Annotated in this window: 16 protein-coding genes; 11 read left to right on the top strand and 5 right to left on the bottom strand. The window is 72.0% G+C overall.

Annotated elements, in window-relative coordinates:
- Positions 1-181: 181 nt before the first annotated feature.
- A complete protein-coding gene (locus AB0K21_RS14935) occupies positions 182-1207 on the bottom strand; it encodes an amidohydrolase family protein (RefSeq protein ID WP_343965717.1) in 1026 nt (341 codons plus the stop codon).
- A gap of 328 nt (positions 1208-1535) precedes the next feature.
- Between AB0K21_RS14935 and AB0K21_RS14930 the strand changes: the two genes are divergently transcribed.
- The 4 genes from AB0K21_RS14930 to AB0K21_RS14915 all read left to right on the top strand — a co-directional run bounded on the left by AB0K21_RS14930 (position 1536) and on the right by AB0K21_RS14915 (position 5307).
- Positions 1536-2303 carry an SDR family NAD(P)-dependent oxidoreductase gene (locus tag AB0K21_RS14930; protein WP_364150155.1) on the top strand — a complete coding sequence of 256 codons (768 nt, stop codon included), beginning with the start codon at positions 1536-1538 and terminating at the stop codon, positions 2301-2303.
- Positions 2303-3064 carry an SDR family oxidoreductase gene (locus AB0K21_RS14925; protein ID WP_343965713.1) on the top strand — a complete coding sequence of 254 codons (762 nt, stop codon included), beginning with the start codon at positions 2303-2305 and terminating at the stop codon, positions 3062-3064. Before AB0K21_RS14930 ends, AB0K21_RS14925 begins: the two co-directional genes overlap by 1 nt.
- Before the next feature lie 16 nt (positions 3065-3080).
- The gene (locus tag AB0K21_RS14920) at positions 3081-3545 is read left to right on the top strand and encodes a VOC family protein (RefSeq protein WP_343965711.1); all 465 of its coding nucleotides are present in this window, start codon (positions 3081-3083) and stop codon (positions 3543-3545) included.
- A 283-nt stretch (positions 3546-3828) separates the two neighbouring features.
- Positions 3829-5307: an FAD-dependent oxidoreductase gene (locus tag AB0K21_RS14915; RefSeq protein ID WP_364150150.1), complete on the top strand. Its 1479-nt coding sequence runs from the start codon at positions 3829-3831 to the stop codon at positions 5305-5307.
- 4 nt (positions 5308-5311) lie between these two features.
- On the opposite strand, the gene AB0K21_RS14910 is transcribed toward AB0K21_RS14915, so the two are convergent.
- Positions 5312-6019: a ThuA domain-containing protein gene (locus tag AB0K21_RS14910; protein ID WP_364150147.1), complete on the bottom strand. Its 708-nt coding sequence runs from the start codon at positions 6017-6019 to the stop codon at positions 5312-5314.
- Between the two features lie 147 nt (positions 6020-6166).
- Between AB0K21_RS14910 and AB0K21_RS14905 the strand changes: the two genes are divergently transcribed.
- The 5 genes from AB0K21_RS14905 to AB0K21_RS14885 all read left to right on the top strand — a co-directional run bounded on the left by AB0K21_RS14905 (position 6167) and on the right by AB0K21_RS14885 (position 12017).
- Positions 6167-7390 carry an FAD-dependent oxidoreductase gene (locus tag AB0K21_RS14905; protein ID WP_364150144.1) on the top strand — a complete coding sequence of 408 codons (1224 nt, stop codon included), beginning with the start codon at positions 6167-6169 and terminating at the stop codon, positions 7388-7390.
- On the top strand, positions 7375-8121 hold the full coding sequence (locus AB0K21_RS14900) for an SDR family oxidoreductase (RefSeq protein WP_364150141.1): 747 nt from the start codon (positions 7375-7377) through the stop codon (positions 8119-8121). The genes AB0K21_RS14905 and AB0K21_RS14900 overlap by 16 nt, the downstream gene beginning before the upstream one ends.
- Positions 8122-8149: 28 nt before the next feature.
- The gene (locus tag AB0K21_RS14895) at positions 8150-9367 is read left to right on the top strand and encodes a cytochrome P450 (protein ID WP_364150138.1); all 1218 of its coding nucleotides are present in this window, start codon (positions 8150-8152) and stop codon (positions 9365-9367) included.
- Between the two features lie 168 nt (positions 9368-9535).
- The gene (locus AB0K21_RS14890) at positions 9536-10936 is read left to right on the top strand and encodes an amidohydrolase family protein (protein WP_364150135.1); all 1401 of its coding nucleotides are present in this window, start codon (positions 9536-9538) and stop codon (positions 10934-10936) included.
- 154 nt (positions 10937-11090) lie between these two features.
- Positions 11091-12017, top strand: coding sequence for a helix-turn-helix domain-containing protein (locus AB0K21_RS14885; RefSeq protein ID WP_343965696.1), 927 nt, complete (start codon positions 11091-11093; stop codon positions 12015-12017).
- A 163-nt stretch (positions 12018-12180) separates the two neighbouring features.
- On the opposite strand, the gene AB0K21_RS14880 is transcribed toward AB0K21_RS14885, so the two are convergent.
- Positions 12181-12411 carry a (4Fe-4S)-binding protein gene (locus tag AB0K21_RS14880; protein WP_364150132.1) on the bottom strand — a complete coding sequence of 77 codons (231 nt, stop codon included), beginning with the start codon at positions 12409-12411 and terminating at the stop codon, positions 12181-12183.
- A gap of 25 nt (positions 12412-12436) precedes the next feature.
- Entirely contained in the window at positions 12437-13657 is a 1221-nt protein-coding gene (locus AB0K21_RS14875; protein WP_364150129.1) for a cytochrome P450, read from the bottom strand.
- Between the two features lie 440 nt (positions 13658-14097).
- On the opposite strand from AB0K21_RS14875, the gene AB0K21_RS14870 reads away from it, so the two are divergent.
- Positions 14098-14628, top strand: coding sequence for a hypothetical protein (locus tag AB0K21_RS14870; protein WP_364150126.1), 531 nt, complete (start codon positions 14098-14100; stop codon positions 14626-14628).
- 18 nt (positions 14629-14646) lie between these two features.
- Positions 14647-15675, top strand: a complete 1029-nt coding sequence (locus AB0K21_RS14865) for a peptidase (RefSeq protein WP_364150123.1) — start codon at positions 14647-14649, stop codon at positions 15673-15675.
- A gap of 129 nt (positions 15676-15804) precedes the next feature.
- Here AB0K21_RS14865 and AB0K21_RS14860 read toward each other — a convergent pair whose 3' ends face one another.
- Positions 15805-19281, bottom strand: a complete 3477-nt coding sequence (locus tag AB0K21_RS14860; RefSeq protein WP_364150120.1) for an indolepyruvate ferredoxin oxidoreductase family protein — start codon at positions 19279-19281, stop codon at positions 15805-15807.
- Between the last annotated feature and the right edge of the window lie 62 nt (positions 19282-19343).

Genomic DNA, 19343 nt, shown 5'->3' with positions numbered 1-19343 from the left:
CCGAAAGCTTCGGCACATCGACCAACCCGCCCGCCCACCTCACCCCAGACGCAAAAGCCTGGCAGCGTTGGCCGAAAGCTTCGGCACATCGACCAACCCGCCCGCCCACCTCACCCCAGACGCAAAAGCCTGGCAGCGTTGGCCGAAAGCTTCGGCACATCGACCAACCCGCCCGCCCACCTCACCCCAGACGCAGAAGCCTGGCGGCGTTGGTGGAGAGCTTCGGCATGAGGCCGCCCACCTCCTCCACCGCCCTGGCTCCCCCGGCGTCCCAACCGGCGAAGTTGGTGCCGAAGACCAGCCTGTCGGTGCCGGCCACCTCGACGAGGAGATCCAGTGAACGCTCGCTGTGCACATGCGTGTCGAGCCAGAGCCGGCGCAGGTACGGCTCGACACCGTTCTCCCGCAGGAAGTCCGGCACCCAGGCTCGCGGCACCTGCGCCGCCCGGGCGAACCGGCCTGCTACGTACGCCATCGTGCCGCCACCGTGCGAGACGCAGACATCCAGCCGAGGATGCCGATGGAGCACCCCGCCGAAGACGAGCGCGGCCACCGCGAGGGTCTCGTCGGCGGCGAATCCGAACAGCAGGTCGAGGTCGAACCTGCGCATCCGGGGATCGTCGGGGGGACCGCCGGCACCGATGGGGGTCGGGTGGACGAAGACCGGTACGTCCAGGCCCACCGCCGCCTCGTACAGGGCGTCCATCGCCGGATCGTCCAGCCGGCGCCCCGGGTCGGTGCCGATGTAGGCGGCCGACAGCCCCAGCTCCCGTACGGAACGTTCCAGCTCGGCGACCGCGGCTCCGATGTCCTGCATGGGGAGCTGTGCCGCGCCCAGCAGCCGGTCCGGGTGGGTGCGGACGAGCTCGGCCATGGCGTCGTTGTGGGCCCGGCAGTAGCCGGCCGCCGTCCGCGCGTCAAGGTCGTGGAAATAGGTCAGGGGGTTGGGAGAGAGCAGCTGCCGGTGGATGCCCGCCGCGTCCATGGCCTCGATCCGGACGCCGACGTCCATGAACGGGCTGCCCTCGTACCGGACACCGTGCAGCACGTAGTCGCCGACGCGGTAGAAAGGCCGGCCGTCGGGAGAGGTACCGAGCTCGGGACCGGCGGCGCCCGCGGCTCCCAGGGACATGGGGAGCACCGCGTGGGCGTGAACGTCGATCACGTCCGGGCCCGCCTCACGGGTGACTCTGTGCTGATCGGTCACGATGGCTCCTTTGACGGCCCGCGAGTAAGAAATCGCGGGGCGCGGTGTGGACGAACCTTCTGACGACAGCTTATAGTCGTTGGTGCTATAGCGACGTATTTTCCACGGACGAACCGCACGGAGCGGAAGCCCGTACGAGCCGGCGGGGATCCGCGGACGACGCGTCGTCCAGAACTCGAAGGAGCGCTAGATGAGCTTGGCGGTTGTCACTCGAAGCGCCCGACCCGGCGGCGCTCGCCGCCCCGCAGAGGAGCGCTAGATGAGCTTGGCCGTTGTCACCCGGAGAGCCCAGCCCGGCGGCGCTCGCCGCCCCGCGAAGGAGCGCTAGATGAGCTTGGCCGTTGTCACGGGGGCCGGGAGCGGCATCGGAGCGGTCATCGCCCGGCACGCCGCCAAGGCGGGTTACCGGGTCGCGCTCTGGGACGTCGACGAGGCGGCGGCGCGGGAGGTCGCGTCCGGCATCGGGGAGTCGGCCCAGGCCGGCAAGGTGGACGTCACGTCAGAATCGTCGGTCGCCGCCGCGTTCGCCGCACTCGACGAGGCGCCCGCGCTGGTGGTGAACAACGCCGGGCGGGTGCGGTTCGGCCCGTTGCGCACCCTGAGCCTGGACGACTGGGATGCCGTGCTCAAGGTCAACCTCACCGGAACGTTCCTGGTCTCCCGGCACGCGGCGGGGCTGATGGAACCGGCGGGAGGGGGCGCGATCGTGAACATCGCCTCGATCAACGGCATCGCCGCCGCGCCCAACGCCGGCGCCTACACCGCCACCAAGGCCGCCGTCATCCGGCTGACCGAGCAGATGTCGCTGGAATGGGGGCCGGCCGGGATCCGGGTGAACACCGTGGCTCCCGGGCTCATCCTCGCCGGCATGTCGGATGCCATCTACGCCGACGAGGAGGTCCGCGAGATGCGCCAGGCGCAGGTGCCGCTCGGCCGGCTCGGTACCGCCGAGCAGGTCGCGGACTGCGTGCTGTTCCTGGGGTCGGCCGGCGCGGCGTACATCACCGGGCAGACGGTCGCCGTCGACGGCGGTCTGACGAAGGCCGCCCTGCGGAACCTGGCCCGCCCGAAGACCGTCGACTCGGTGGGGGCCTGATGAAGGACATCGCGGGCACGTCGATCCTGGTGACCGGAGGGGGTTCCGGGATCGGCGCCGGGGTGGCGCGCACCCTGGTCGAGCGCGGGGCGCGGGTCACCGTCTCCGGCCGGCGCGAGCACCGGCTCAAAGAGGTGGCCGGCGAGCTGGGTCCCGCCTGCCTGGCGGTGGCGGGCGACGTCACCGTCGCGGCGGACCGCGAGCGGCTGCTGGCGGCCGCCCTGGAGCACGGCGGCGGCCTCGACACGCTGGTCAACGCCGCGGGCAACATGTACCGCGGAACGCTGGACGAGCTCGACGAGCGGCAGATGCTCGATCTCTACCACTCGAACGTCGTCGGCCCGACGCAGCTGTCGGGGCTCGCCCTGCCGGCCCTGCGCGAGAGCAGGGGGTCGATCGTCTTCTTCGGCTCCGTGCACACCCAGCGGGCCTTTCCCGGGGCCTCGCCCTACGCGGCCACCAAGGGCGCGCTGGAGACCCTTACCGGGGTGCTCGCGTCCGAGCTCGGGCCCCAGGGCGTCCGGGTCAACTGCGTCCGGCCCGGCGCGGTCTTCACCGAGATCAACGAGCGCGCGGGGCTGGGCACCGCCGAGGAGGCCCACGCGCGCCTGCGGGGACTCGCGGGAGCACACGCGCTCGGCCGGATCGGGACCGCCGAGGAGGTGGCCGAGGCGGTCGTCTACCTCGCCTGCGCCGAGTGGGTGACCGGCAGCATCCTCACCGTCGACGGCGGGCTGGCGCTCGGGGTCACGCAGGCCTGAGGAGGAGGGCGTCGGCATGGAGCACTTCCACTACGGCCTCGTCGTGGACGACATCGAGCGCGCCATGGCCGAATATGCTGCCGCCCTGGGCCTGACCTGGGCGGACGTCGCCACCCGCGCGGTACGCGTGGCCGGGGCCGACGGCGGCGAGCCGGTGGACGCGGTTCTGCTCGCCACCTACTCCCGCCAGGGTCCGCCGTACGTCGAGCTGATCCAGGACGTGCGCGGAGGGGTCTGGTCGGGCGCGTCCAGGCTCGATCACATCGGCTACTGGGTGCCCGACCTCGCGGAGGGGCTCGCCGGCCTTGAGGCCTCCGGGTTCACCGCGAGCGTCCAGGCGGTCGACGGCGACGGCCGCCCGACCCGCTTCGGCTACCGGCGCCCGCCCTCGGGTACCGGGCCCTGGATCGAACTCGTCGATCTGGCCGTACGCCCCCAGTTGCTCGCCTGGATCGAGGGCGGCGGCTACGACGTCCGCTGAAGGCCCGGCAGCACCCGCTCCCCCGGCCGGTCGGTCCGCGCCGGCCGGGGGCCGGGTCGGGCTCGGGGACGAGTGCGCGGATCACGACACGGACGTCGGCCGTGCGCCGGCTCGGGCGCCCGCCGGTACAGCGGGCGGCCGCCGCCCGGGTGCCGGCCGGTGAACAGCCCGAGCCCGAACGTCGTACGACCGGCCCGACCCGCGCGCACTCTAGCCAATCCGCTCACCCCTCACCACAATAGACGTTAGCTACACCACTACGGAATTGGCGGAGGTTGTCCGGATGACATCCCAGGCGGCGATCGATCTCGGAACGGGCGACGCGGAGTCGGCCGCGGACGTGGTGGTGCTGGGCACCGGCCCCGCCGGCATGGCCGCGGTGGCCTCGGCGGCGGCCGAGGGGGTCGAGGTGGTGGCCGTCGAGGCCCTGGGGGAGATCGGCGGCAACTGCGTCTGGTCCACGGGGTACCTGGCGTTCGTCGGATCGGCCATGCAGGCGGACCAGGGCATCGAGGACGATGTGGAGACGTTCGTCCGTGACGCCGGACGGATGGTCGAGGCGGCCGCGGAGGAGTACGGCGTGACCTGGGACGAGGACCTTGTCCGCCTCTTCGCCCAGGAGAGCGCCGAGACCTGTCGCATCCTGACCGACCGGGGCGTGCGGTTCAGCCGGTTCATCCCTCGGCCGCGACAGCACTCGATCGACCGGATGGCCGCGGTGGTCGACCCGTGGATGTTCCAGCGGGCCTTCCAGCCCGACTTCGAACTTCCCAACGTGCGGACGTTCTTCCGGACGACGGCCCGGCGGCTGGTGACCGACGGCGAGGGCAGGGTGACCGGCGTGGTGGTGCGGCAGGCCGACGGGCGGACCGTCACGATCACCGCGCGCCGCGGGGTCGTCCTCGCCACCGGCGGCTACCAGGCCAATCCCCTGCTGCGGCAGCGGTTCCAGCCGAGGTTCCTCGCGGAGGGGCCGTACCTGGGCGTCGACACCTGCCGGGGCGACGGGCACCTGATGGGACAGGCGGTCGGCGGAGACCTGATCAACATGACCCATGTGCCGCCGCTGGTGATCGTGTCCTCCTCGCTGGTCGAGGACGCGATCGCGGTCAACAGCGAGGGCGTCAGGTTCGCGGACGAGGCGGGACCGTACGAGGAGCGCGTGGCCCACCTGCTGGCGCAGCCGGGCCGCCGCGGCTGGTACGTCTTCGACTCCGTCGTCGCCGAGGAGAAGGCCGCGCTCATCGAGCAGATGCCCCAGCCCGCCGTTTCGGCGCCGTCGCTGGAGGCCCTCGCCGGGGAGATCGGCGTCCCCGCCGACGCCCTCGACCGGACGGTGCGGGAGTGGAACGCCTTCCTCGACGGCGGCCGGAGCAGGGATCCGCTGACCGGACGGGTGGTGATGCCTCCGGGGCGCCGGACGGCGAGCACGCCGCCGTTCACCGCGGTACCGATGGTGATCGGGGTGAACTTCGTCTCCGGCGGGTTCCGCGTCACCCAGCGGTTGCAGGTGCTGGACGTCTTCGGCATGCCCATCGGCGGCCTGTTCGCGGCGGGCGACTGCCTCGGGGGCCTGAGCGCGACGGCCGACCTGGGCGGCACCCGCATCTCCGGCGGATTCACCCTGGGACGGCTCGCCGGCCGGGCCGCGGCCTCAGGCGTGGACGACACCGCCGGTCGCGGCGGCGTCCAGGGCGCCTTCCTGCCCAGCCGGCTCGGCGCGAGGATCGCGCTGGTACACCTCGGCGCGCACGAGTCCTGACATATCAGGAAAGCTGGTGGCCCGAGGCCCACAGGGCGGAGCGCTGGACGACGCGGCGGTGCTCGGGCACCTGGTAGGAGCGGCCGTCGTGCCCCAGCGCGTCGTAGACCACGCGGCCGGCCCCGACCTCGCGCGCCCAGAGCAGGGGATGGTCGGTGCCGCCGTGTGGCGAGCTCATCAGCCCGCGGACGTCCGGCGCGCTGTCGAGGAAGCCGTACACCTCGTCGACGACGTCGAAGTCGCCGATCCCGTCGACGATCGGATGACTCCCGGTGGCCACGGTGACGCGCACGGGACCGTCGAGCGGCGGGTGCGAGGACCGGTCCCAGCGCCAGACCCCGCCCAGCAGGTCACGCCAGCCGGGCCAGTCGTCGAAACAGATGCTGGCGCCGTGCATCGCGAGTATCCCGCCACCGTGCCGCACGTGGCCGGCCAGCGCCTCCCGCGCGGGCGGGCTCAGCGAGATCGACCAGTCGGCACGCAGGTGGGCGTAGCGCTCGACCCGCATCGTCCACCTGAGCATGTTGAACACCAGCAGCGCCGGCCGCCGCTCACCGGTCAGGCCACGGCATGCCCCTTCGACGTCCGTGGTCACGGCGGTCTCGAACCCCGCCTCGCCCAGCACCTCGGCCAGGATCGCGGAACTCGTCGGGAAGTCATGAGCCACGCCCCCGGAGATGATCAGTGCCGATCGCGCTGCCACCTCAGGCATTGACTTCTCCTTCTTGACGTGAGGAATCTAACGACTACATTCTGACCCAACGGGATCGTAGCTGGAAAGCCTCCCGCCCCACGACCCCGTCCAGACCGGTACCCGGAAGGGAGAGCCCATGTTCCGCCACGTGGTGCGGCACGAACCGTGACGGCGCGCGGCCCGGCGGTCATCGTCGGCGCGAGCCTGGCCGGCGCCACGGCCGCCCTGGCGCTGCGGCGCCACGGCTGGGACGAGCCCATCGTGCTGATCGGCGAGGAGGCGGCGCTCCCCTACGAGCGTCCCCAGTTGTCCAAGGCCTACCTGGCGGGGCAGCGCGAGGCGCGCCACCTGCTGGTCGCGCCGGAGCAGCGGTTCGCGGACAACGACATCGAGCTGGTGCTGGGGCACCCGGTGACGGAGCTGCACCCGGCCGAGCACCGGGTCACGGTCGGCGGACGCGAACGGCCGTACGGCGTCCTGGTGCTGTGCACCGGGGCGGCGGCCAGGCGCCCCGGCTTCCCCGGCGCCACGTTGCCCGGTGTGCACCTGCTGCGGACCCTCGCCGACGCCGACCGGCTGCGGGCCGAGGTCTCGCCGGGAACCCGGGTCGTGGTCGTGGGGACGGGACTGGTCGGTTCGGAGGTCGCCGCCACGCTGAACCGGCTCGGCGCCGACGTCGTCGCGGTCGACCCGTTTCCCACCCCCCTGTACCGGCTGGTGCCGGCCGCGGTCGGCGAGATGCTGGCCGGCCTGCACGGCGACCGCGGCGTGCGGCTGCGACCCGGCCGAACGGTACGCGAGATCGTGGGCGGTCGGCGGGTGGAGGCCGTCGTCCTGGACGACGGCGAGCGGCTGCCCGCCCAGGTGGTGGTGGCCGGCCTCGGCGCCGTGCCCAACGCCGGACTGGCCGTCTCGGCGGGCCTGGAGGTGGGCGTGGGCATCCGCACCGACGAGTTCGGCCGCACCGGTGCCGCCGACGTGTACGCCGCGGGCGACGTGGTGGAGCAGTTCGTCCCGCACCGGGGGCGCCATGAGCGGGTGGAGCACTGGAAGTACGCGATCCAGCAGGCCGGAGCCGTCGCGGCGACCATCGCGGGCACCCCGACCCCGCTGGACGAGTCGCCGTGGTTCTGGACCGACCAGTACGACGTCCACCTGGAGGTCGCGGGATGGCCGGACGCGGGCGCGCCGACGGTCGTGGACGGCGCCGTCGGACGTGCGGGAGAGCCGGGCGAGTTCCTGGCCAGGACCGTGACGGCCGGGCGGGTGCGGGCGGTGACCGGCGTCGGGAGAGGCCGTGAGCTGCGTGCCCTCGGCCGCCGGCTCGCGGGCGGGGTGTTCCACGAGGAGACCGACGAGATGAGGGGATCGGCATGGATCTCGGACTGAGCGGACGGCGGGCGGCGATCGGCGCCTCAAGCGGCGGGCTGGGCTTCGCGGCCGCGGCCGCCCTGGCGGCGGAGGGCGCGCGGGTCACGATCTGCGGCACCGACGCGGACCGGGCCCGCGCCGCGGCCGAGCGCATCGGATCGAACGCCTCGTGGGTGGTGGCCGACCTGTCCGACCCCGAGGGCGGCGAGCGGTTCGTGCGCGAGGCGCAGCGCGTGATGGGCGGCGTCGACATCCTGGTGACGAACGCGCCCGGCCCGCCGCCGGGCGACTTCGCCCATGCCAGGGCCGAGGACTATCCCCGCGCGCTGGACCTCAACCTGATGTCCGTGGTCCGGATGTGCCTCGCCGCGGTGCCCGCCATGCGCGAGAACGGCTGGGGGCGGGTCGTCGCGATCACCTCCATCACCGTCCGGCAGCCGATCGCCAACCTGATCCTGTCGACCACGGCGCGGGCCGGAGCCACCGGCTTCCTCAAGACCCTCGCCCGCGAGGTCGCCGCCGACGGGGTGACCGTGAACTCGGTGCAGCCCGGCCTGCACGCCACCGAGCGGGTCGGCGCCGTCTACGGCGGGAACCTGGACGCCGAGGTCGCCCAGATCCCGGCGAGGGCGCTCGGCGAGCCGCGAGACTTCGGCGCCGTCGTGGCCTTCCTCTGCTCGGAGCAGGCACGGTACGTCACCGGCACGGCGATCCCGGTGGACGGCGGGGTCCACCAGGGTCTCCAGTAGCAGACACCGACTGACAGCAGGAGCGACAATGACCGGCACGAACATCCTCGACGATTCGACCGTGACCCTGACGAGGTACCAGGAGCTCTGGGACGCCTTCCGGCAGCGCGAGCTGCGCCAGGGCCTGTACACCGCGGGCGGCGTGGTCATGCGGGACACCCTGCTCGATCTGCACGGGTCCGACCACCAGCTCCGCCGCCGCGTCGAGAACCGGCTCTTCCGCCGGGGCACCTTCAGGACCTGGGAGGCCGACCTCGTCCCCGAGATCATCGACGAGGCCTTCACCCCCGTCATCGCGCGGGGGGCCGCCGACCTGGTGCTGCTGGGCACCCGGACCGTGATGAACCTGACCGCCAAGGTCGCCGGCGTCGACCGGGTGACCGGCTCGGTGCGGGAGACCGACGCGCTGCAGGAGTTCGCGACCAAGTTCTCCGAGGGCGCGACGCTGATCCACACCACCCGCGATCCCGACGTGGTGCGGGCGGAGGTGTCCGAGGCGCTCGGCCGGTTCGACGAGATGTTCTTCACACCGTCGTACGAGCGGCGCACGGCCCTGCTCGCGGACCCGGCGGTCGCCGAGGAGGAGTACCCGAAGGACGTGCTGATGGCCCTGATCCGCAACCGCGAGGAGCTGCGGATCGACCGGGACGTCATGCTGCGCGAGGTCGCCTTCTACCTGCAGGCGGGATCGCACAGCACCGCGAACGCCTTCACCCACTCCGTCGACGAGATCCTGCGCTGGGCGGAGCGGCACCCGGACCGGGCGCACCGCCTCGACGACGACCTGTTCGTCCAGCGCTGCGTGCACGAGGTCCTGCGGCTGCATCCGGCGAGCCCCGAGGCCAGGCGCCAGGCCGTCACCGAGGTGACCCTGCGGGACGGGCGGTCGATCCCCGCCGGGACGTTCGTGCGGATGGACATCAAGGCCGCCAACGCCGATCCGGAGGTGTTCGGGGCGGACGCCGCGGCCTTCGACCCCGACCGGACGGTGCCCTCCGGGGTCCAGCCCTGGGGCCACACCTTCGGCGGCGGCATGCACGCCTGCATCGGCATGGAACTGGACGGCGGCACCGTGCCCAAGGAGGGCGAGGCGGAGCATGTCCTCGGCACGGTGCCGCTGATGGTGCGCGAGCTGCTCCGCCACGGCGTGCGGCTCGATCCCGCCAACCCCCCGGTGAAGGAGTCGCACTCCAGCCGGGACCACTTCGGCAGCTACCCGGTCCTGTTCGGGCGGGAGGTGTCGTGACGAGGCGGGTCCGACCGGCGCGGACCGCCCCCGACTCCCGGTCACGAGCGGACGGACATTGGTCGTTATACGCCTTGACACTAGCCATGTCGCGGCGCAGGATCAGCAGTGGCCGGGACTGCCCGATTCCGGGCCGTCCCGGCCGTACCCCAGCGTGAGGAGAGTCGAATGTCGCAGATGATCGCCATCGAGGGCGGAACCGTCATCGACGGGACCGGGGCTCCCGCGCGCGCCGGCGAGACCGTGCTGATCCACGAGGGCAGGATCGCGGCGGTCGGCGCCTCCGCCGACGAGATCGTGGCGCGCACGCCCGACGCGCTGCGGATCGACGCCTCCGGCAAGACCGTCATGCCGGGCCTGATCGACGCGCACACCCACCTGTCCTTCGGCGAGCCGACCGGCAACGACGAGCTGTTCTTCCACCGCACCGAGGCGTACAGCTCCATGCTGTCCGCGCACAACTCGGGCAAGGTCCTGCGGGCCGGCGTCACCAGCGTCATGGACGCCGACTGCCTGTGGAACATCGGGGTCGAGCTCCGGGACGCGATCGAGGCGGGGATCGTGGAGGGCCCGCGGATGCGGGCGGGCGGCAACGCGCTGATGACGATGCTCGGCGGCACCGCCGGTCGGCTGATCAGGGACGAGGGCACGACGGGCTACGCGACGGTGGTCCACAATCTCGACGGGATCACCCGCGAGGTGCGGCGTCAGGTGAAGCACGGCGTCGACTGGATCAAGATCATGGTCACCGGGCTCATCCCCTCGGTGAAGGGCCCGGAAGTCAAGGTCTGGTCCCAGCGCGAGATCAGGGCGGTCGTCGAGGCGGCCCACGAGCTGAACACGCCGGTGGTCGGGCACTGCCGCAACTCGATCAGCACGAAGGAGTCCGCCGAGGCCGGCGTCGACATGATCTACCACTCCAGCTACATGGACGACGCCGCGCTGGAGGCGGTGCTGGAGAACGGGACCACGCTCTGCCCGACGTTGACGCTGCTCGGCAACCTCGTCGACTACGGCGAGAAGGTGGGGACGGCCCCGGCGCTGCTCGACGTCTTCAAGGCCGAGCTGGAGGTGACCGGAGAGATGATCGGCAAGGCGCACCGGGCCGGGGTGCGGGTCATCACGGGATCGGAGACCGGCTTCGCGGTCACCCCCTGCGGGGAGTGGCACGCGCGCGAACTCGACATGCTCGTGCGCTACGCGGGCTTCTCCCCCATGGAGGCGATCGTGGCGGCCACCTCCAAGGCCGCGTGGGCGATGAAGATGGAGGGGCAGGTCGGGGCGCTCGTCGAGGGCTACGTCGCCGACGTGATCGTGGTCGACGGCGACCCGCTGAAGGACGTCACCGTGCTGGTCCGCGAGGGGGCGATCCACGAGGTGATCAAGGACGGCGTCCGCGTCGACCTGACCCGGCCGATCCCCGAGCGCCGTCCGCGGGCCGGGGAGAAGGTGGCCTTCCTCGCGGCGTGCCCGCTGACGCGGGCGTTCGCGTTCGAGGACACCGCCCTCGCGGCCTCGGGCGTCGAGCCGCTGACCGACGAGCAGATGCTGGACCTGTCCCGCGCATGAACGAAGATCCACAAGCTGTCCCGGCCGGAGGGCACGGAGCTGTAGTGTGGGGGCGCACCCGACTTCTCGACTGGCTGTTGCGACCAGGCTCACGGACCTCCGGTCGACGCCAGCGGCTAGGCCCCACGCGACAGCAGGAAAGGTCAGGCTCGCGATGAGTACCGAGGGCATCATCGAGCGTCTTCAGGAGCTCGGCATGTCAGGCTACGAGGCGAAGGCCTACATCGCTCTGGTGGCGGCCGGTGAGCCGCTGAACGGCTACGAGGTGGCCAAGCGGTCGGGCGTCCCGCGCAGCACGGTCTACGAGACCCTCGGCAAGCTGACCGCGACCGGCGTGACCTACGAGGTGCGGACCCCCGAGGACACGGTCAGTTATCTGCCGCTGCCCCCCAAGTCGCTGCTCGACCGGCTCAGCCGGCACTACGAGTCGACGCTCGGCTCGCTGCGCGAGTCGCTGCCCGGCATCGCGGCGCCCTCCCGGCTGCACCTGATCCACAACCTCACCGGGCGCGAGGCCCTGCTGGAGCGCGCGAGCGACGTCATCGTCAGCGCCCAGCGCGACCTCTTCCTGTCGGTGTGGCCCGAGGAGGTGGACCCGCTCGACGAGCTGGTGCGGGACGCGCAGGACCAGGGCGTCTCCGTGACGGTCATGTCGTTCGGCGAGGACACCAAACCGGTGCCGCACACGTACATCCACCGGCTCTCGCCGCCCGCCGTCGTACTGGAGAACCTGGGCTGCCGCCTGTTCGTCGCGGTGGGCGACCGGCAGGAGTGCGTCATCGGCGGCTTCCTCAACGGCGACGCCTGGGGCATCTACTCCGACAACCCGGCGGTGGTGATGGTCGCGGTGGAGTACGTCCGCCACGACATCGCGATCCAGCTGATGGCGGCGAACTTCCCCGAGCAGGACGTGCTGAGCTTCTGGAACAACGACCCGGACCTCACCAGGCTGCGGTCGGATCACGGTTTCGCCGCCACGGCGCTGCGGGCCGGGCGCACCGGCGCGAGCGGCGGCGGCGCGAACTCGGGCGCGCCGGTGCGCAAGCGCGCTCCCGGGCGCCAGGGCACCCGCCGGCGCTGAGCCTTTCGTACGATTCGGGCCCCGTGCGGAACACGCCTCTCCACGGGGCCCTGTCGTGTCCGCGCCGCGGCCGTGAGAACCCCGGAGCCGCGCCCGGAGCCGGGGGCCGCCCCGGTTGCCCGGACGGCGCCCCGCGGCAGGGGCGAGGCCCCGCGAACCCGCCCTAGTCGACCGCGACCTCGACCCCCTGCTCGAAGAGCCGGATGGCGCCGGAAGGGCAGTTCCTGGCGATCTCGACGAGGAGGTCACCGCTCAGTGTGCTCGCGCCGGTCGTGGGCTCGGCTATCTCGTCGTCGTCGAACCTGAACGCCGCCGGCGCGTCCGCGACGCACTTGCCCGAGCTGATGCAGACATCCTTGTCGACCCGTACCTGGTAACCCATCTGCTCCCTCACCTGATCCGTTGCGAAATCGACGCCGTCACCCCAGCAGGGCCGGATACGTCCCCCAGTACGGGCGCTGCGTCTGGGCGTCGCGCTGCGGGGGGTCGGCCGGGTCGCGGCGTACCCCCTGGTTGAACATGTACCGCACCGCGCCGGGCACCAGGCCGAAGAGGTGCTCCTCAGGCGCGGTGTCCGCCCTCGGGACCACCCCGGCCGCCAGGTCCTGTCCGATGCACACGTGGATACCCGCGGCGAACGACAGGCCGAAGGGGCCGACCCCGGCCGGCAGCTCGCGATACGGGTTGAACTCCGCGGCGTCGGGACCGAACACCTCGGGGTCGCGATTCACGGCGTGCAGGTCGATGACGACCTTGGAACCCTGGGGTATCTCCGTCCCGGACTTCAGCGACACGGGGGCCAGCGCCCATCGCATGCCGACGGGGCTCGACGGGTTGAGCCGGACGGTCTCGTGCACGCAGCGCTGCACGAACATCGGGTCACCCGTGACGCGCTCGGCGTCCTCGGGGTGGTCGGCCAGCCAGCCGAGGATGTGGTCGATGGACCGTACGAAGGCGGTGGCGCTGGTGTGCGCGCTGGCCAGCAGGAAGAAGGCGATCTCACGCCGCAGCGCGAAGGCGGGCAGGGCCAGCTCGTCGTTACTGCGCAGCAGCGTCGTGAGGATGTCCCTCGGCAGGTCGTTCTCGGTGATCTCTCCCGCCTCCAGCGCCGCCAGGGCCGTCTTCCTGCGGGCGACGGAGGGCTTGAGGAACTCCTCGTCCCATTCTTCGAGGGCCTGCTGGATCCTCGCGGCGAGGGCCGGCTTGTCCTCGGTGGAGTGCGCGAGCGTCGCCCCCTTGATGAACCACTGCATGTAGTCGTACAGCCGCCGGGTCTCCTCGGCGGTTCCCTCCGGCCGGTCGATCCCGGCGGTCAGCGCGGCGAGGTTGAGCATCAGCTCGTGACCGAGCTGCACCAGGTCGACGCCGCCCGCGGCCACGTACGGCGCCACGGTCACCTCGGTGACCTGGGGGAACAGGTCACGCTCGTAGTGGTCGAAGGTCTCGCGCCGGAAGATGCGGTTCTCCACCCGCCGCCGTTTCCGGTGCTCGTCGCCGTGCAGGTTGACCAGGACGTCACCCATGACCACCTCCCCCTCGTCGTAGAGCGCCTGTCGCAGATCCTTCTGGCGATAGACCTCCTTGGCCGCCTCGAAGCTACTGATCGTGAAGGTGGCGACGGTCGGATCTGTGGTGGTCATTGCGGGATGCCCTCCGGCTCGGTCCTGGCGTCCAGCATGTAGTCGGTAGAACACTCACGTCAAGGTTTCGGCGAGGTTAAGCAGCGATCATCGGTAACCACGTCACCGTATGGGATCAGCAGTGGTTATGTCTCTTGACACTACACGCGACCCTTTGCAGGATGGACCTTCTGGAGGGACGTGAGAACACCCGGCCCGACCTGCCGCTCGACCCGTACCCGGCAAAGGTGCGCGGTCGCCGGAGTCCGCGCCTTTTGGCATTTCATCGCCACGAAACGGTATTGCGGCGATCGTAGGCGTCGCGTCTCCGATCTTGCCGAAATCACGGAGAGTTATCGTCCGATACGAGGCATGACGGCAGGTCTGCAGGCTTGATCCCTCGGGTTGGGCGTCGGAGCTGCGCACCGCCTCTCACATCCGTTTGAACATTGGACCAAAAGATGCGTAAACCGCTTTTGGCGATCGCCACCACCATCGCCGGCCTCGGCCTGGTTGCCGCGACCGCTCTTCCCGCCCTGGCCGTGGACACCACCGTCACGTTCGCGATCACGAGCGCCGGTCTGACGATCAGCGCCCCGTCGACGGCGAACCTCGGCTCGGTGGCCTCCGGTGCCACCAGCATCTCGGGAGAGATCGGCCCGGTCACGGTGACCGACGATCGCGCCACCCTGAACGGCTCCTGGAGCGCGAGCGCCATCTCCACCGACTTCACCACCGGCGCAGGTACCGGGCCCGAGACCATCGGAAACATCAATGTCACCTATTCCCCCGGAGCGGCCACCGCCACGACGGGCCAGGGGACCTTCACACCCGGTCCCGGCGGCATCATCAACGTGCCGCGCGTCGCGTTCACCGGTACCGCGCTCACCGGTGACAACAGCGCCACCTGGAATCCCACGATCACCGTGACGATTCCGGCCGCGGCCGTCGGAGGAACATACTCCGGCACCGTCACCCACTCGGTCGGCTGAGCGGAGCCGACGACAATCGTGCGTCTGCCTACCATCGTTGTGGGGCTGCTGGTGGCCGGGATCCTCGCCCCGGCCGCCGGCACGCTCGACAGGCCCGCGCAGGCCTCGGCCCGATCATCGACGAGCGGCATCGGGATCCGCCTGCTCGAAGCGCCGGTCGCGGCCCGAGCCGACGCGCGGGCCTGGACCTACATCATCGATCACCTCGCCCCGGGTACCGTCATCCACCGGCGGGTCGAGGTGTTCAACACGACCGGCTCGCCCAAGCAGCTTTCGGTCTACACGGCCGCGGCACAGATCCGCGACCGGAAATTCCAGTTCGCCGCCGACCACACCGCCAATGAGCTGTCCACCTGGACCACCCTGGACCGGCATGAGGTGATCCTGGCCCCGCAGGGCCGCTCGCCGGTCACCGTGACCATCGCCGTACCGGATGACGCCGCCCCCGGAGAGCGCTACGCCATGATCTGGGCCGAGACGGCCAAGGCCGCGCCGCCCGGTGGCGGCGTCGCCCAGATCAACCGCGTCGGTATCCGGCTCTACCTGGACGTCGGCCACGGCAACCCGCCGGCGTCGGACTTCACCATCGACTCGCTGACGGCCCAGCGGTCGCCGGACGGCCGGCAGGCCGTCCTGGCGCAGGTGCACAACACCGGAGGTCGCGCTCTCGACCTGAGCGGCGACCTGAGACTGACCAGCAGCTCCGGAAGCCTGCACCACAGCGCGGGCCCGTTCAAGGTCCAATCGGGCACGACGCTCGCTCCCGGTGATGTCGGATCCGTCACCGCCACCCTCACCGAGCAGGTGCCCGACGGCCCGTGGCGTGCCCGTATGCGCCTGGAGAGCGGGCTGACGAAACGCACCGCCGAAGCGACCATCCGGTTCCCCGCCGCGGGGACCGCGCAGGCGGTCAAGGCGGAGATGGACACGGACCCCTACCCCGCGGTGGCGCTGGTCATCGGCGCCGTCCTCGCCGCACTCGCGGCGATCACGTTCCTGCTGATCCAGCGGAGACGCCGTTCCCGCCGGGAACCGAGCAACGCCTGAGATGTCGGCGGATCGGCCGGGAACGCCGGCCACACCGCAACCGGCGCCGCACCCGCCCTCCGCGCCGTCGCGGCCGTGACCGCCGCGACGACCGCGGCCCCGGCCGCCTGCTCCCCCGCGAGGTCGTGGTCAGCGCAGGAGCCGCAGCACCTCGGCGCCGAGCGGGACGCCGAGCTCGTCGCGCCGCTCGCGGTAGCGCTCGACACCGGCCAGCTTGACCCCCTCGTAGCCGCGTACCAGCTCCGCGGCCTCGGCGGCCCGCACCGCGCGGTCGTAGCCGCCCGCGTCGAGGGTCCGGGCCAGCTCGACGACCATGTCCCGGTAGTCGGCCGCCAGCGCGCGCTCAAGCCGGCGGACGTGCGCGAACCCGAACGGGTCCAGCGGGGTACCTCTCAGCACCCGCCCCCTGGCGAGCCCGCGCAGCACCGGCCGGAACCAGGGACCGAGCTTGAGCTTCCCGCTCATTCCCATCGACCGCAGCAGCGGCGGGTGCAGGTTGTAGGTGACCTTCGCGGCCCCGGGGACCTGCCCGGCGGCAGGGCCGGCGGTGGGGTCGGTGAGCAGGCGGGCCACCTCGTACTCGTCCTTGTAGGCCCACAGCCGGTGCGTGCCGCGGGCCACCGCCTCGCTGAAGGCCGTCGCCTCCCCCACGGCCCGCTCAGCGGTCCACGCGGTCTCGACGAGGTCGACGTAGCGCCGGGCCAGGTCCGCATTCGAGTGCGCCCGCAGCTGCACGGCCCGCAGGCCCGCCAGCCGGGCGGTCTCGCCCTCCATGGACCGGCCGGCCAGGAACTCGGAGCCGTCGGGAGCGGCGGGGCGCACCCGGTCGCCCGAGACGGCGCGGGCGAACGCGGCCGGGTCGGCGACGCTCACCCGGCCCCAGCGGAAGGCGGCGGTGTTGAGGTCGACCTTCACCCCGTTGAGCGCTATCGCCCGCTCGATGGCCCGCGCGGTGAGCGGCAGCGCACCGGCCTGGAACGCGGCCCCCACGACCAGCAGGTTCGCCACGTCCGTGGAGCCGAACAGCGCCTCGGCGGCGCCGAGCGCGTCCAGCTCGTGCAGCCTGGACGTCGAGTTCCGCAGGCGCGCGAGCATCGGCTCGGCGTCCGGGTAGGTGAGACCGGCGTCGTAGACCATCTCCCCGGTCGGTGTCCGGCTCGTCGAGGCGATCGCGACGGTGCGCTCGGGGCTCGCCAGGGCCAGGTGCCTGGCGTCGGTGCCCACGAGCAGGTCGAACGCCAGCACGGTGTCGGCGCCGGCGGTGCTGACCCGGTTGGCCGGCTCGCCGCCGTCGACCGAGATCCGCAGGTGCGACGTCACCGGGCCGGCCTTCTGCGACAGGCCGGTCTGGTCGAGGCCGGCGCTGCGCAGGCCGTCGTGCAGGGCGGCGGTGGCCAGCACCGCGTTGACCGTCACGATGCCCGTGCCGCCGATCCCGGCCAGGAACACGTCGTACGTCGGGCTCGCCACCGGGATGACCGGATCCGCCACCGAGGGGGGCTCGGGTCGCGACGTGGCCGCGGGCTTGCGGGAGGGGTCGACCCGCACCGTGACGAACGACGGGCAGTCCCCCTTCAGGCAGGTGTAGTCGGTGTTGCAGGAGGTCTGGTCGATCCTGGTCTTGCGGCCGAGCTCGGTCTCCACGGGCTGCACCGACAGGCAGTTGCTCTGCACCCCGCAGTCGCCGCACCCCTCGCAGACGCTCTCGTTGATGACGACCCGTTCGGTCCGCTCGGCGAGCCGGCCGCGCTTGCGGAGCCGCCTGGCCTCGGCCGCGCACTGCTGGTCGTAGATGAGCACGGTGACGCCCGGCACGTCGCGAAGGAGTCGCTGCGCCTCGTCGAGCCGGTCACGGTGCCAGACGAGCGTCCCCGGCGCGAACCGGGCCCGCCTGCCGTAGCCGCGGGGTGTCTCGGCGCAGACGATGATCCTGGCCACGCCCTCGGCGTGCAGCTTGCGGGTCAACGCCGGAACGCTCAGGGCACCCTGGGGGTCCTGCGCACCGGTCATCGCGACGACCTGGTTGTAGAGGATCTTGTAGGTGATGTTCACCCCGGCCGCCACGCACGCCTGCAGCGCCAGCTGGCCGGAGTGGAAGAAGGTGCCGTCGCCGACGTTCTGGAAGATGTGCGGCACGTCGGTGAACTGCGACTGTCCCAGCCACTGCGTCCCCTCGCCGCCCATCTGGGTCAGCGACGTGACCTGCGCGCTTTGGCGGTCGGCGATCGTCACCATGGTGTGGCACCCGATGCCGCCGGCCCCCAGGGACCCTTCGGGCAGCACGGTCGACCGGTTGTGCGGGCAGCCGCTGCAGAAGTACGGGGTGCGGCTCGCCACCGGTGTCAGGGTGAGTGCCATCCGGGGTTTCCTCGGCGGCGGGGCGAGCTCGACCCGGTCGGAGAGCAGCCCGCGCAGCGGCCCGGTCAGCCGGTCGGCGTTCAGCAGTCCCCCGGCGGGCACCAGCGGCCGACCGTCCGCGTCCCGCTTGCCCAGCACCGCCGGAGCGTCGGCCGAGCCGTACAGCAGGTCGCGCACCTGGCTCTCGACGAAGGAGGTCTTCTCCTCCACGACCAGGATCTGGCGGAGCCCGCGCGCGAACCGCCGCAGGGTGCCGGCCCCGAGCGGGTAGGGCATCCCGATCCGCATCAGCCGGATCCCGGCCCGCTCAAGGTCCCGCTGGTCGAGGCCCAGGTCGAGCAGGGCCTGGCGCACCGCGTCGTACGTCGCGCCGGGCGCCGCGATCCCGAGCCAGGCGTCGGCGGGGTCGACCTCGACGACGTCCAGCGGGTTGGCGGCTCCGAACGCCTCGACCATCGCCCACCGGGGACCGAACAGGTCGGCCTCGGCGAGCAGGCTGTCGGTCGGGGAGAGCAGGGTGCGCTGCCGGTAGGTCCACGGCCGCCCCTCCCACTCGATCCCGGGAACCTCTATGTGCATGTCGGCGAAGTCGCGGTCGACCGTGAAGAGCCCGTCGGCCACCGCGGTGACCACCTTGACGCCGACCCAGCAGCCGGACGCCCGGGACAGGGCGATGCCGTACAGCCCGAGGGCGACCATCTCCTCGGCGTCGCGCGGGTACAGCACGGGCAGCCCCATCGCGGCCAGCGCTCGCTCGCTGACGCACGGCAGCGTGGACGACGACGAGCCGGGGTCGTCACCGGCGAGGGCCAGCACCCCGCCGCGCGGGTCGACGCCGTACGTGGACGCGTGCCGGATCGCGTCGCCCGACCTGTCGACGCCGGGCCCCTTGCCGTACCAGAGACCCACCACACCGTCGTGGGTCCGCCGCCCGCCGGGCAGGGCGGTCTGGCTGCCCCAGACGGCGGTGGCGCCGAGTTCCTCGTTGAGCCCGGGCAGCAGGCGCAGGTCGTCGGACCTCAGACCGGCGAGCGTCTTGTCGAGACCGGCCAGCGGGCTGCCCTGGTATCCCGACACGAACGTGGCGGTGCGCAGACCGGCCCGCTCGTCGCGCGCGCGCTGCTCGGCGACCAACCGGCCGACGGCCTGGACTCCCGTCAGCAGCACCGGGCCGGAACCCGGCCGGTAGCGATCGGCGAGGTCGATACGGGCACCCGCCCCGGCCACGGGCTCGGCGGTCTGGGTCATGTGTGCCTCCTTCACCGAAACTGACGCATATGTCGGTAAATCTGGAGTTAGAGTGGCTGGTA

The sequence above is a fragment of the Streptosporangium sp. NPDC049248 genome, assembly GCF_040678965.1.
In the GTDB taxonomy this organism is placed as follows: domain Bacteria; phylum Actinomycetota; class Actinomycetes; order Streptosporangiales; family Streptosporangiaceae; genus Streptosporangium; species Streptosporangium fukuiense.
Note: the sequence above shows the minus strand (reverse complement) of the source record. Positions and strands in the feature narration are given on the sequence as shown.